This is a genomic window from Pseudomonas plecoglossicida NBRC 103162 = DSM 15088 (assembly GCF_000730665.1).
GTDB classification, from domain to species: Bacteria; Pseudomonadota; Gammaproteobacteria; order Pseudomonadales; family Pseudomonadaceae; genus Aquipseudomonas; species Aquipseudomonas plecoglossicida.
The window spans coordinates 1-14,042 of sequence record NZ_BBIV01000070.1; the positions used below are offsets into that span (position 1 = coordinate 1).

Consider the following 14,042-nt stretch of genomic DNA (forward strand, 5'->3'; position numbering starts at 1 on the left):
CTGGCAGTTTATCGGCCGTGGTATCGTTTCCCATCACTTGCAAGCATCCCGCAGAGGACTTTGAATGGCCAACACCACCTCACTCCATCCCGGTTTCATGATCGTCCACGGCAACCGTCTGGACGACCTGCGCAGCCTGGTGGTGAGCTGGATGCGTCGTTATCCGCTGCGGCCCCTGGAAAACGAAGTCGCGCTGGTACAGAGCAACGGCATCGCCCAGTGGCTCAAGCTGGCCTTGGCCGAGGACCCACAGGAGGATGACCTGGGCGGTTGCGGTATTGCCGCTGCAATCGATGTGCAATTGCCAGGCAGCTTCATGTGGCAGCTGTACAGAAAGGTGCTGGGCCGTGACGAAATTCCCGAAGTCTCGCTGCTCGACAAGGCGCCACTGACCTGGCGTCTCATGCGATTGCTTCCGGAGCTGATCGAGCGTCCCCATTTCGAGCCACTGCGACGCTTTCTCACCGACGACGCGGACCTACGCAAACGCTATCAGTTGGCAGAGCGACTGGCTGATCTGTTCGACCAGTACCAGGTCTACCGGGCCGATTGGCTGAAGGACTGGGCAGCGGCCCAGCACGTGCTCAATACTGCCCGTGGTGAACGAAAGCCCCTGGCCCCCGGCAATCGCTGGCAGGCCGAGTTGTGGCGAGCTTTGCTGGAGGATGTGGGCGAGCAGGGCATGGCCCAGAGTCGCGCAGGCGTGCATCAACGCTTCATCGAGCATATCAACAGCCTCGAGCAGCCACCTGCCGGCTTGCCTTCGCGGGTAATCGTGTTCGGCATCTCTTCCTTGCCAGCCCAGGCACTGGAAGCACTGGCCGGCCTCGCCCGCTTCAGCCAGGTGCTGCTGTGCGTGCACAACCCGTGTCGTCATCACTGGGCCGATATCGTTGCCGACAAGGACCTGCTGCGCCACCAGTACAAGCGCCAGCAACGCAAGCAAGGCATGCCTGTGCAACTGGATGACGAGTCGATGCACCAGCATGCCCATCCCTTGCTGGCCGCCTGGGGCAAACAGGGCCGCGACTACATCAACCTGCTCGACAGCTACGACGATCCAGGCAGCTACCAGGGCGCATTCAGCGAAGGCCGGATCGACTTGTTCAGCGAGGGAAATCCCACCTCGCTGCTCAACCAGTTGCAGGACGATATCCTCGAGCTGCGCCCCCTCGCTGAAACCCGGCAGCTGTGGCCTTCGGTCGATCTCGCCAAGGACCGTTCGGTACGCTTCCATGTAGCGCACAGTCCTCAACGGGAAGTGGAGATCCTGCACGACCAGCTGCTGGCCCGCTTCAGTGCCGACCCGACACTGCGCCCGCGGGATGTCATCGTCATGGTGCCGGCGATCGACACCTACGCACCTCATATCCGCGCCGTGTTCGGCCAGGTGCAACGCAATGATCCGCGTTACATTCCCTTTACCCTGACTGACCAGGGCCAGCGCGGCCGAGATCCGCTGCTGATCGCCCTGGAGCATCTGCTCAAGTTGCCAGACAGCCGCTTCGCGGTGAGCGAGGTGCTCGACCTGCTTGATGTCCCCGCCGTGCGCGCACGGTTCGCCATACGCGAAAGCGACCTGCCAACGCTGCACCGCTGGATCGAAGGTGCAGGTATCCGCTGGGGCCTGGATGCCGATCAGCGTGCTTCGTTCGGATTGCCTGAAGGCCTGGAGCAGAACAGCTGGCGTTTCGGTTTGCGTCGCATGTTGCTGGGGTATGCCGTAGGTGTGGGCGAGGGCTGCGACGGCATTGAGCCATACGATGAAATCGGCGGTCTGGATGCGGCCCTCATAGGGCCGCTGGTGGCATTGCTCGATGCGCTCGATGTCGCCAACCACGCCTTGTCGCAGCCGGCGACGGCGACGCAATGGGGCGAGCGCCTGAACGCCTTGCTGCAGGTATTCTTCCTGGCCGAGACCGAGCACGACGAGTTTCTGCTGATGCAGTTGCAGGAACTGCGCGATCGCTGGCTGGAAGTCTGCGAAGACGTCGGCCTGCAGGACCTGCTGCCCCTCACCGTCGTCCGCGAAGCCTGGCTTTCGGGCCTTGACCAGGGCAAGTTGTCCCAGCGTTTTCTCGCCGGTTCCGTGAACTTCTGCACTCTCATGCCCATGCGCGCCATCCCCTTCCGGGTGGTCTGCCTGCTGGGCATGAACGATGGTGAATATCCTCGCGCACAACAGCCGCTGGACTTCGACCTGATGGCCAGCGACTACCGCCCCGGCGATCGTTCGCGGCGTGAAGATGACCGTTACCTGCTGCTCGAAGCGTTGCTTTCGGCACGCGACCAGCTCTACATCAGCTGGGTCGGCCGCAGCATTCGCGACAACAGCGAGCGCCCGGCCTCCGTGCTGATTGGCCAGCTGCGCGATCACCTTGCCGCCGGTTGGCATCTGGCGGGTGTCGACGAGGGCCAGCAGACGGATGAGCGGTTGCTGCATGCCTTGACTCAAGAGCACCCGCTACAGCCCTTCAGCCCGCGCTATTTCCAGAAAGGCAGCGCACTGTTCAGCTATGCCCATGAGTGGCAGTTGCTGCACCAGCATGCCGATGAGGGCGCACGGCCGCAGCCCGGGTTGCCTCCTTATGCCAACGATGAAGCGCTGACACTCACCCAGTTGCAGGACTTTCTGCGCCATCCGGTAAGGCACTTCTTCAGCCAGCGGCTGAAGGTGTTCTTCGAGGCACTGGAGGCACCCACTCCGGATGAAGAGCCGTTCACTCTCGACGCCCTGCAGCGCTACAGTGCGAGCGAGATCCTGCTGGGCGCAGCCTTGGCCGACCCTGAACAGGCCGAACATGCGCTGCAGGTGCAGGCGCGCCGCCTGCAGGCTTGCGGCCTGCTGCCCATGGCCGGGTTCGGCGAGATGCTCCAGGCCGAGCTGATCCAGCCACTGCCCGACCTGCTTCAGCGGCACCGACAGCTGTTGCAACGCTGGCCCGACGTCGTCGAAGGCGCACTGCCTATTCATTTCCAGCATGGCAACCACCGGCTGGAAGGTTGGCTGGGCCGGGTCTACCAGGCCGAAAACCACAGCCTGCTGAGCATCACGACGGTGCCCAATACCATCAGTGCTGGCCGCACCCTGAAATGGCACCGTCTTGTCCCCAGCTGGATCATGCACCTGGCGGCCTGCGCCGCAGGGTATCCGCTGCACAGCGCCTTGCTCGCCAGTGACATCACCCTGTTGCTCGATCCACTGCCGCAGGACCAGGCCGCCGAGCAGTTGGGCCACGTGCTGGTATCGCGTCAGGCGGCGATGAATGCACCGCTGCCTGTCGCGGCCAAGACAGCATTCGCCTGGCTGGCCCAGGATGACCCTGACAAGGCTCGCGCCGCTGCCATTCGTGCCTTCGAGGGCGATGGTCGCAACAGTTTCGGCGAGCGCAGCGAAAGCCTGGCGCTCGCCCGGCAGTTCCCGGATTTCAGCGCACTGAGCGCCGACGAAACCTTCGAAGGCTGGTGCGAAACCCTGTACCGGCCGTTATTCAGCGCGGCCTGGCAAACGCTGGGCAACCCGGAGAGTGACGCATGACCCAGGCCCGTCCCCTGGCATTGAGTTTCCCCCTGCACGGCAGCCAACTGATCGAAGCCAGTGCCGGCACCGGCAAGACCTTCACCATCTCTGCCCTGTACCTGCGGCTGATCCTTGGCCATGGTGGCGAGCAAGGTTTCGGGCGCGAATTGCTGCCGCCGCAGATCCTCGTGGTGACCTTCACCGATGCCGCCACCAAGGAGCTGCGCGAGCGTATTCGTGCCCGCCTGGCCGAAGCGGCGAGGTTTTTCCGCGGCGAACTGCAGGCGGCCGATCCGCTGTTGCATCAGTTGCGCGACGATTACCCCGAGGCACAATGGCCAAGGTGTGCCAGCCGCCTGGAAATCGCCGTGCAGTGGATGGACGAAGCGGCCGTGTCGACCATCCACGGCTGGTGCCAGCGCATGCTGCGCGAGCACGCGTTCGACAGTGGCAGCCTGTTTACCCAGAGCCTGGAAACCGACCACAGCGACCTGCTCGGACAGGTCATGCGCGATTACTGGCGGCGCTTCTGCTATGGCATGCACGGCGAAGCATTGAACTGGGTGCGCAGCCACTGGGGCAGCCCCGATGCGTTGCTGCCGCGCATCCGCCCATTGTTCGGCCGTGTAGGTGCACAGCACGAGCAAGAGCCTCAAGCCTTGATCGATACCGCGCTGCAACAACGGGTCGACCAGCTGTACCAGCTCAAGGCGCCCTGGCTGCAATGGGCCGACGAGCTGCGGCAAATTTGCCGCGATGCCGTCGCTGCCAAGCAAGCGGACGGGCGCAAATTGCAGGCGCGCTTCTTCGAGCCGTGGTTCGACAAACTGCGCGCCTGGGCCGGTGACGAGCAGGTGGTCGAGCTCGACCTTGGCACCGGCTTCACCCGCCTGACTCCCGACGGCCTGGCCGAAGCCTGGAAGGTCGGCGACCCGCCCGAGCATCCCGCCCTGCTGGCCATGCAAGACCTGCCGCAACGCCTGCGCGCCTTGGCCAGCCCGGATGCACGGCTGCTCGAGCACGCGGCCGCCTGGGTGTGCGCACGCTTCGAAGTGGAGAAGCGCCGCCGTGCCGAGATGGGCTTCGACGACATGCTGCTGCGCCTGCAGCATGCCCTGGCCAGCGAGGCGGGTGAACGTCTGGCCGGGCTGATTCGCGAGCAGTTTCCGGTCGCGCTGATCGACGAGTTCCAGGACACCGACCCGGTCCAGTACGGCATTTTCGAGCACATCTACCGTATCGGCGAGAACCGCCCGGAAACCGGCCTGTTCATGATCGGTGACCCCAAGCAGGCGATCTACGCCTTCCGTGGCGCCGACATCCACACCTACCTGTTTGCCCGTCGCGCCACTGCCGGCCGCTTGCACAGCTTGGATACCAACTACCGTTCCAGCCAGGCCATGGTGGCCGCAGTCAACCACGTGTTCTTGCAGGCCGAAGCGCGCCATACAGGGCGTGGCGCATTCCTGTTCCGCGAAGCCGATGACAACCCGTTGCCGTTCGTCGAAGTCCACGCCAAAGGTCGCAGCGAACAGCTGCTGATCGAGGGCCAGCCTTGTGCAGCCTTGCAATGCTGGCAGCTGGAAAGTGACGAGCCGGTTTCCAGCACGGCGTATCGACAACAAATGGCGGCCAGCTGCGCCACCCATGTCGTCGGCCTGCTCAACGGCGGCCAACGTGGCAGCAGCGGGTTTCGCAATGGGCAAGGCGAGCTGCGGCCTTGCCTGCCGTCGGACATCGCCATTCTCGTGCGCGATGGCCATGAGGCCCAGCTGGTGCGTGCCGAGCTGGCGGCCCGAGATGTGCGCAGCGTCTATCTGTCCGACAAGGACTCGGTATTCGCCGCCCAGGAGGCCCATGACCTGCTGGCCTGGCTCAAGGCCTGCGCCGAACCTGACTCCGAGCGTTTGCTCAAGGCGGCCCTGGCCAGCCTGACGCTGAACCTGTCGCTGGTCGAGCTGGATCAGCTGAACCAGGACGAGCGGGTCTGGGAAGGTTGGGTCATGCGTTTTCGCCGTTACCGAGAAACCTGGCAGCGCCAGGGCGTGCTGCCGATGCTGCGGCACCTGCTGCACGACTTCCAGTTGCCACGCGCCCTGGTCGCCCGTAGCGATGGCGAACGCGTGCTGACCAACCTGCTGCACCTGGCCGAGTTGCTGCAACAGGCAGCCGGCGAGCTGGATGGCGAGCAGGCGCTGATTCGCCACCTGGCCGACCACCTGGCTAACGCCGGGCAGGCCGGCGAAGAGCAGATCCTGCGCCTTGAAAGCGATGAGCAGCTGGTCAAGGTGGTGACCATCCACAAGTCCAAGGGACTGGAATATCCCCTGGTCTACCTGCCGTTCATCTGCACCAGCAAACCGGTGGACGGCAGCCGCCTGCCGCTGGCCTGGCATGACAGCCAGGGCAACCTGCAGCTCACCCTGACCCCCGACCTGGATCAGATTGCTCTGGCCGATGACGAGCGCCTGGCCGAAGACTTGCGCCTTCTGTACGTTGCCCTGACACGCGCCCAGCACGCCTGCTGGCTGGGTGTCGCCGACCTCAAGCGCGGCAGCCAGAAAGGCTCGCAGCTGCACCGATCGGCCCTGGGCTACCTGCTCGGTGGCGGTGTGCCGCTGCAGGGCTCGCAGCAGCTGTCGGGTTGGCTGCAGGGCCTGGCGTCCAGTTGCCCGCACATCGATTGCCCAGGCATGCCCGAGGTTGGCCCGGCGCTCTACCAGCCGCCCCATGCCGATCGCGAGCTGCTTCCTGCGCGCAAGCCGCGGCGCGCGGCGGCCGAACACTGGTGGATCGCTTCCTACAGCGCCTTGCGGGTCGGTGAACAGACACTGGGCGCCGACAGCTCCCTGGCCCAGCAGTTGCTCGACGATGAGATCGTCGATACCCAACTGCTGCGTGAAGTGCCTGCAGAAGATGGCGACATCCACCGCTTCCCACGCGGACCGAACCCCGGCACCTTCCTTCATGGCTTGCTCGAGTGGGCTGGGCGTGAAGGCTTTGCCGAAGTCGCCAGCCACCCCGAAAGGATCGAACGCACGGTAGGCCAGCGCTGCAACCGCCGTGACTGGACCGGCTGGATTCCAACGCTCGGCCAATGGTTGCGGCAGTTGCTGAACGAGCCGCTGCCGGCCGGCGATGTTTGCCTCACGCTTGCCCGATTGCAGCAGTATCAGGTCGAAATGGAGTTCTGGTTTGCCAGCCACCAGGTCGACGCCGAGCAACTCGACCGCCTGGTGGCTCGCCACACTCACCCAGGCGCAGCACGTCCTGCCGCCGAGCCGACCCTGCTCAACGGCATGTTCAAAGGCTTCATCGATCTCGCATTCGAGCTGGACGGGCGTTATTACGTGGTCGACTACAAGTCCAATTGGCTGGGGCCGGATGTCCAGGCCTATGACGCGGCGGCCATGGAAAAGAGCATCCTCGAACACCGCTACGATCTGCAGTACGTCCTCTATGTGCTGGCGCTGCATCGCCAGCTGCGTGCCCGGCTGCCCGACTACGATTACGACCGCCATGTCGGCGGCGCCCTGTTCATCTTCCTGCGCGGTGCCAGCCGCAGCGGCCATGGCGTGTATTTCACCAAGCCACCGCGCGAGCTGATCGAAGCGCTCGACGCACTGTTCCGTGGCATTCATCAGCCGCAGCAACAGGACCTGTTTGCCGGAGTTGCGCCATGAGCCGAACCCTCGACGACCTCTTGCCTACGCCGCTGCACGCCGAGCAGCTGCTGACACTGCAGCCGCAGCATCGCAGCGGTGACCTGTTGCAGCTGCTCGACCGCTGGGTCGAGCGCGGCTGGTTGCGTGCGCTGGATCGCGCCTTCGTGTCATTTCTCGAAGAGCGCGCCCCCGGTAGCGATCCATTGCTGTTGCTGGCGGCAGCCTTGGCCAGTCATCAACTGGGTCATGGACATGTCTGCCTTGACCTGCAACAAACCCTGGCGGAGCCTGATTTCGCCCTGTCCCTGCCGCCTGAGGGCGATGCCCTGACGGGCCCGCTGCTGCTGCCCTCACAACTGCTGGCCGAGCTGGACCTGCGCACCTGGCTGCAACGTATTGGCGACAGCCCGCTGGTGGCCGCCGCCGATACCCCAGGCCAGCAGGCGCGGCCGCTGGTACTCAGCGGCGAACGCCTGTACCTGCGCCGCTACTGGAGCTATGAACGGCGCATCGATGCCATCCTGCGCCAGCGCCTGAGCCTGCATGAGGCGGCCCCGGCAGACTTGCCGACGCGTCTGGCGCAGCTGTTCGATGGCGGTGCACTGGCTGGCCAGGTCGACTGGCAGAAGCTGGCGTGTGCCCTGGCCACCCGCGCGGGCTTCAGCATCATCACCGGCGGCCCTGGCACCGGTAAGACCACCACCGTGGTCCGCTTGCTGGCGCTGTTGCAGGCGCCGGCGGTGGAGCAGGGCAGGCCGCTGCGCATTCGCCTCGCCGCGCCTACCGGCAAGGCGGCGGCGCGCCTTACCGAATCCATCGGCCAGCAGGTCGAGCGCTTGCAGGTGAATGGTGATGTGCGCGCGCAGATCCCCACCGAGGTCAGCACCGTGCATCGGCTGCTCGGCAGCCGCCCAGGGTCGCGCCACTTCCGCCACCATGCAGGCAACCCGCTGCCGCTGGATGTGCTGGTGGTCGACGAAGCCTCGATGATCGACCTCGAGATGATGGCCAACCTGCTCGATGCCTTGCCGCCGAAGGCCCGCCTGGTGTTGCTGGGCGACAAGGACCAGTTGGCCTCGGTCGAGGCCGGTGCGGTGCTGGGCGACCTCTGCCGCGATGCCGAGGAGGGCTGCTATTCGCCGGCGACCCAGGCCTGGCTGGAGCAGATTGGCGGCCAGTCGTTGGCCGGCAGCGGCCTCACGGCGGGCGACGACCAGCGCCACCCCTTGGCCCAGCAGGTGGTGATGTTGCGTTTCTCCCGGCGCTTCGGCGAGGGCAGCGGCATCGGCCAGCTGGCCCGCCTGGTCAACCGTCAGCAGGCGCAGGCCGCGCGCGACCTGCTGAGCCTGCCGCCGAGCGATGTGTTCGGGCTGGCCCTGCGCGGCGAGCAGGACCGAGCCTTTGACCGCCTGCTGCTCGATGGCCTGAACCGCGGTACCGAGGGGCCACAGGGCTATCGCAGCTACCTGCGCACGATCGGCCGCCTGCGCCCGGCGCCCGGTACGCCGTTCGACGACCCGCGCTGGGAACAATGGGCGGTGCAGGTGCTGCAGAGCTTCGAGGACTTCCAGTTACTCTGCGCGGTGCGCAAGGGCGCCTGGGGCGTGGAAGGGCTTAACGAACGTGTGGCGCGGGTGCTGCACAATGCCGGGCTGATCGACAGCCAGCAGCCTTGGTACGAAGGGCGTCCGGTGCTGGTCACGCGCAACGACTACGGCCTGGGGTTGATGAACGGCGACATCGGTATCGCCTTGCGCCTGCCCGACGAGCATGACGAGCCGTTGTTGCGCGTGGCCTTCCCGCGCAATGACGGCAAAGGCGGCGTTCGCTTCGTCCTGCCCAGCCGGCTCAACGAGGTGGAAACGGTATTTGCCATGACCGTGCACAAGTCGCAAGGCTCGGAGTTCAGCCATACCGCGCTGGTGCTACCGGACGCGCTCAACCCGGTGTTGACCAAGGAGCTGGTGTACACCGGCATCACCCGGGCCAAGCACTGCTTCAGCCTGATCGAGCCGCGCCAGGGCATTTTCGAAGAAGCCGTGCTACGCAAGGTCCGGCGCATTTCCGGCCTCATGCTCGAGCAGGTCTGACCCCATCGCCGGCAAGCCACTTCTCATAGGTCCTCCACGGCGCCTGTGGGAGCCGGCTAGCCGGCGATAGGGCCATCAAAGACGACACAAACCTCCGCTCCTACAGAAAGCCACCGTTGTGCTATCGTTGCGCCGAATTCATATGGCGTTTTGAGAGCATTCTCACATGACAGGGGCCAGGGACTGGTTGACAGGCGGTGCGCTTTCTCTGTTGCCGGCCGCCCTGGTGCTGTTGGCAAGCCCTGTCCTCGCGGACGGCTCCGCCACTTCCACCCAGGCTCAGCAACGCGCCAAGGCGGTCACCCAGGTGGTGCTGGGCATCCTCAGTTACGCCCGCTGGCCCGTCGAACCCGTGCCCTTGCGCTTGTGCCTGGTCGGCCCCACCGAATACGGCGACGACTTGATCAAGAGCAACGTGCAGAGCGCCGGCCAACCCTTGCAGGTTCGCCGCCTGCTGGCCGATGACCAGAACGTTGCCCAGGCTTGCGATGCCGTCTATATCGGCAAACTCGACCCCGGTCAGCGCGATCGGCTGTTCCAGGGCGTCACTGACCACCCGGTGGTGAGCATCAGCGAAGCCGATGACCCGTGCACGGTCGGTAGCCTGTTCTGCCTGCGCGTCGGTGACCGGCAAGTGGCATTCGAGGTCAACCTCGACTCCGTGGCGCGCTCCGGCGTGCGCATCCACCCCAGCGTGCTGCAATTGTCGCAGCGCCGAGGGGCCCAGCCATGAAGCCCGGAAAGAAACCCGGCGTACGCCCGACACTGCGGTCGGTGTTGGGCCGAGGGCACCTCAGCGTAGCCTTGCTGGCCGTAGGCCTGGCGGGCATCTCGCTGACCCTGCTGGGCGTGCTCGCCTTGCGTGTCTATGCCAACCATAACGTGCACCTGGTTGCCCGCTCCATCAGTTACACCGTCGAGGCCGCCGTGGTATTCGGCGACAGCGCTGCCGCCAATGAAGCGCTGGCGATGATTGCCAGCACCGAGGAGGTGGCCGACGCCAAGGTGTTCGATCACCAAGGCGAGCTCCTGGCGCAATGGCAGCGCAGCGACGATGGTGTGCTGGCTCGCCTGGAAGCCCAGGTAGCCACTGCACTGCTGGACCAACCGGTCAACCTGCCGATCTTCCACAAGCAACAACACGTCGGGCACATCGAATTGATCGGCCAGGGGCGCAGCCTGTTGCTGTTCCTGCTCGGCGGCCTCGGCGGCATTCTGTTCTGCACGCTGCTCAGCGCCTTCATCGCGCTCAACCTGTCGCGGCGCATGCTGGGCGATATCGTCCGCCCGTTGCGAGGGCTGGCCAGCGTTGCCCATGCCGCACGCCGCGAGCGCAGTTTCGACCGGCGGGTAGCGGAAGCGCCGATTGCCGAACTCAATGAACTGGGCAACGACTTCAACGCCTTGCTCGACGAACTGGAGGTCTGGCACAGCCACCTGCAGAACGAAAACGCAGCGCTGGCACACCAGGCCAGCCACGACAGTCTTACCGGCCTGCCCAACCGGGCCTTCTTCGAGGGCCGCCTGAGCCGCAGCCTGCGCAACGCGGCCCGTCAGCAGGACAACCTGGCGCTGCTGTTCCTCGACAGCGATCACTTCAAGCAGATCAATGACAGCCTTGGCCACGCCGTGGGCGACGAGGTCCTGATCAACGTCGCCGACCGTGTCCGCGCGCAGTTGCGCGAGCACGACCTGGTGGCGCGCCTGGGTGGGGATGAGTTTGCGGTGCTGCTGACACCCTTGCAGGCCCGTGAGGATGCCGAGCGCATTGCCGAAAAGATCATCGCCAGTATGCAACTGCCGATGCAACTCGACGAAGGGGGCAGCCTGATCACCTCACTGAGTGTCGGCATCGCCTATTACCCGGATGATGGCAGCGACCCTGCCAGCCTTCTCAATGCCGCCGATGCGGCGATGTACCAGGCCAAGCGCAAGCGCCGTGGCCAGTGGCAAGCGGTGCAGACGGAACGGTCCGCCGCTGAATTCAAGAACAGGAGCTGAACCGTGATCCATCGTGTGCGTTTTCCCTTTCTCGCGTTGCTGCTGGCGCTGCTGGCATTGACCGGCTGCCAGAGCACCCCACCCAAGGGGCTCACGGCCGAACAGGTCGCCGTCCTCAAGCGCGAAGGCTTCGCCCCGACCGATGAGGGCTGGGCGTTCGATCTGTCGGGCAAGGTGTTGTTCGGCAGCGACGTGGACAGCCTCAATGGCCCGAGCCAGGCGATTGTCGAGCGGATCGGCAAGGTGCTGCTGGGGGTCGGTATCCAGGGCGTGCGAGTGGATGGCCATGCCGATGCCTCGGGCCAGGCAGCGTACAACCAGCAACTGTCCGAGCGGCGTGCGCAGAGTGTGGCCAATGCGCTGATCGGCGTCGGCATGGCGGCGCAGAACATTCACGCTCGGGGGTTGGGCAGCAGCCAGCCGGTGGCGGGTAACAAGACCCGGGCCGGGCGCACGGAGAATCGCCGGGTGTCGATCGTGGTGGCGTCCTACTGAGATCCGCGATGGGCTGCAAAGCAGCCCCTCAATCCTGAGCAAAACGCATCTCGCGGGTTTCGCCCATCAACAACGGCGCATTCGCTTCGGTCACCCCGCGGATGTAATCCCACAGCAAGGTAATCCGCTTCAACTTGCGCAAATCCTCCCGGCAGTACATCCAGAACGACAAAGAGGGAAAGGGTTAACCCAGTGATTACAGGGGCTTAACCACCATGAACACCCTTCCACAGAAGCACCCTGTCACAAGTGCTGTCACAAACCGCACGCTTCCCTTGAGGCCAACGTGCCGGCTGGCGAGTCCGTACCATTACCGACGACAAGGTATCTACTACCTACGCCTTCGTGTGACTGGCAGCGTGAACAGGACGGTTTCTGTCTCTCTGAAGACCACTGATCGCAGATGGGCGATGCAGACATCTGGTCATCTCACGTCATCACTTCAGGCATTCCACTTGGATCATCCTGATGCCTCATGGAACGATCTGCGGGAGCATCTGCTGACGTTGGTGAGCAGTACGCTGATGTCTACTGATGACGGCCACCCATTACGCCATTGGGGGGAGATGTACCGGAACGTCACCATTGCCCCAAGCCCAGTGGAAACATCGAACAGAGAGGTGATGAGCACTACGCCAGCAGAGTCACCGATGACCTTTGATGCACTCGCTCAGTTGTACATGGCTGATCGTGCTGGAGAGCAGAAACCTTCAACCCTGAAGGAAACGACGTTGTGTCACAAGGTGATCAGTGAGCATCTGGAGGGATTGGACTTCAGGAACCACTCAAGAGAAGACCTTGTAGCGTTCAGGGGGCGATTAGCCCAAGGACGGATGCCCTCAACGGTAAACAAGTTGATTGTGAAGCTGTCAGCTGTGCTCGCATGGGCTGTCGAGAATGGGCACTTGAGCAAGACATACGACAAGAAGCTTGAATCGCCCCTGGTTTCGTAGACATCTCCAAGCCTCATAATGAGGCCCAAATAGGAGGAGCCATGAGTCGTCAGCGTTACCCCGAAGAATTCAAGATCGAAGCGGTCAAGCAAGTGACCGAGAAAGGCAATCCTGTCGCCGATGTTGCCCAGCGCCTGGGCATGTCCGTTCACAGCCTCTACGCCTGGATCAAGCTCTACAGCAAACCCCAAGAGCAGCGTCAGCAAGACGATGATCAGCAGGCCGAACTTCGCAAGCTACGCGCTGAACTCAAGCGCGTGACTGAAGAGCGAGACATCTTAAAAAAGGCCGCCGCGTACTTTGCCAAGGAGTGCGGCTGAAGTACGCCTTCATCAAGAAGCACTCGACTGATTACCCCGTACGGCGCCTTTGCCAAACCCTCAAGGTGCACCCCAGCGGCTACTACGCCTGGCTGGCCGAGCCTCAATCTGCCCGAGCCAAAGAAGATCAACGTCTGCTTGGCTTGATCAAACACGCCTCGCTAGAAAGCGGAGGTGTATACGGCTACCGCAAAATTCACGATGACCTACGTGAACTGGGAGAGGAATGCGGACGAAATCGAGTCGGGCGCTTGATGCAGGCGGAGGGGCTGCGTTCGCAAACGGGCTATCGGCGGCGTCCAGGGTTTTACGGTGGAAAACCAACAGTGGCCTCGCCCAACCACCTCGCGCGACAGTTCAAGGTTAGTGAGCCGAACAAGGTCTGGGTGACAGATATCACTTACATCCGCACCTATGAAGGATGGCTCTACCTGGCGGTAGTGCTGGATCTGTTCTCACGCCAAGTAATTGGTTGGTCAATGAAACCAAGGATGTGCAGCGACCTGGCTATCGACGCAATGTTGATGGCTGTGTGGCGACGCAAGCCACAGCAGCAAGTGATGATTCACTCAGACCAAGGCAGTCAGTTCAGTAGCTCAGACTGGCAAAGCTTCTTGAAGGCTAACAATGTAATCAGCAGCATGAGCCGGCGGGGAAACTGCCACGACAATGCCGTAGCCGAAAGCTTTTTCCAGCTTTTGAAGCGGGAGCGAATCCGACGGAAAATCTACACAACCCGTGAAGAAGCCCGAAGTGATATTTTCGATTACATCGAGATGTTCTATAACCCTAAACGCCGACACAGCAGTGCTATGCAGCTGTCGCCAGTAGAGTATGAGAAACGCTATTTCCTGAGCTTGGAGAGTGTCTAGGAAACCGGGGGCGATTCAACTACCCACCCTCAATCAGCATCGATTATGAATAAAAGTGGATGGGATGACAGCACCATTGCCGCAGCAGCGCTTGCCGCTTGACCCGAAATGCTGGCTGAAGAGCTG

Annotated in this window: 8 protein-coding genes and 1 pseudogene; 8 read left to right on the plus strand and 1 reads right to left on the minus strand. The window is 63.4% G+C overall.

All coding sequences use genetic code 11. From position 1 onward, the window contains the following. Positions 1-64: 64 nt before the first annotated feature. The 6 genes from recC (at position 65) to yfiB (ending at position 11,771) form a co-directional block, all read left to right on the plus strand. A complete protein-coding gene (recC, locus tag PPL01S_RS23670) occupies positions 65-3,538 on the plus strand; it encodes an exodeoxyribonuclease V subunit gamma (RefSeq protein ID WP_016392370.1) in 3,474 nt (1,157 codons plus the stop codon). Beyond that, positions 3,535-7,203: an exodeoxyribonuclease V subunit beta gene (recB, locus tag PPL01S_RS23675; RefSeq protein WP_028626233.1), complete on the plus strand. Its 3,669-nt coding sequence runs from the start codon at positions 3,535-3,537 to the stop codon at positions 7,201-7,203. Before recC ends, recB begins: the two co-directional genes overlap by 4 nt. Then, entirely contained in the window at positions 7,200-9,275 is a 2,076-nt protein-coding gene (recD, locus tag PPL01S_RS23680; protein ID WP_028626234.1) for an exodeoxyribonuclease V subunit alpha, read from the plus strand. Before recB ends, recD begins: the two co-directional genes overlap by 4 nt. A 166-nt stretch (positions 9,276-9,441) precedes the next feature. Continuing rightward, positions 9,442-10,008 carry a regulatory sequestration protein YfiR gene (gene yfiR / locus PPL01S_RS23685; RefSeq protein WP_028626235.1) on the plus strand — a complete coding sequence of 189 codons (567 nt, stop codon included), beginning with the start codon at positions 9,442-9,444 and terminating at the stop codon, positions 10,006-10,008. Beyond that, on the plus strand, positions 10,005-11,276 hold the full coding sequence (gene dgcN / locus PPL01S_RS23690) for a diguanylate cyclase DgcN/YfiN (RefSeq protein ID WP_016392366.1): 1,272 nt from the start codon (positions 10,005-10,007) through the stop codon (positions 11,274-11,276). The genes yfiR and dgcN overlap by 4 nt, the downstream gene beginning before the upstream one ends. Before the next feature lie 3 nt (positions 11,277-11,279). Continuing rightward, positions 11,280-11,771 (plus strand): outer membrane lipoprotein YfiB, encoded by a 492-nt coding sequence (yfiB, locus tag PPL01S_RS23695; protein WP_028626236.1) that lies wholly within the window; start codon positions 11,280-11,282, stop codon positions 11,769-11,771. Between the two features lie 28 nt (positions 11,772-11,799). Here yfiB and PPL01S_RS25300 read toward each other — a convergent pair. Further along, positions 11,800-11,937 (minus strand): annotated as a pseudogene (locus tag PPL01S_RS25300) (LysR family transcriptional regulator); the annotation flags it as partial. Positions 11,938-12,226: 289 nt separating this feature from the next. On the opposite strand from PPL01S_RS25300, the gene PPL01S_RS25305 reads away from it, so the two are divergent. Next, entirely contained in the window at positions 12,227-12,724 is a 498-nt protein-coding gene (locus tag PPL01S_RS25305) for a site-specific integrase (RefSeq protein ID WP_156042687.1), read from the plus strand. Between the two features lie 41 nt (positions 12,725-12,765). Beyond that, positions 12,766-13,916 (plus strand): IS3 family transposase gene (locus PPL01S_RS23710; RefSeq protein ID WP_116131236.1). Its coding sequence is split into 2 segments (ribosomal slippage): positions 12,766-13,000 and positions 13,000-13,916, totalling 1,152 coding nucleotides; the frame shifts between segments, so codons are not numbered across the junction. The last annotated feature ends 126 nt before the right edge of the window (positions 13,917-14,042 follow it).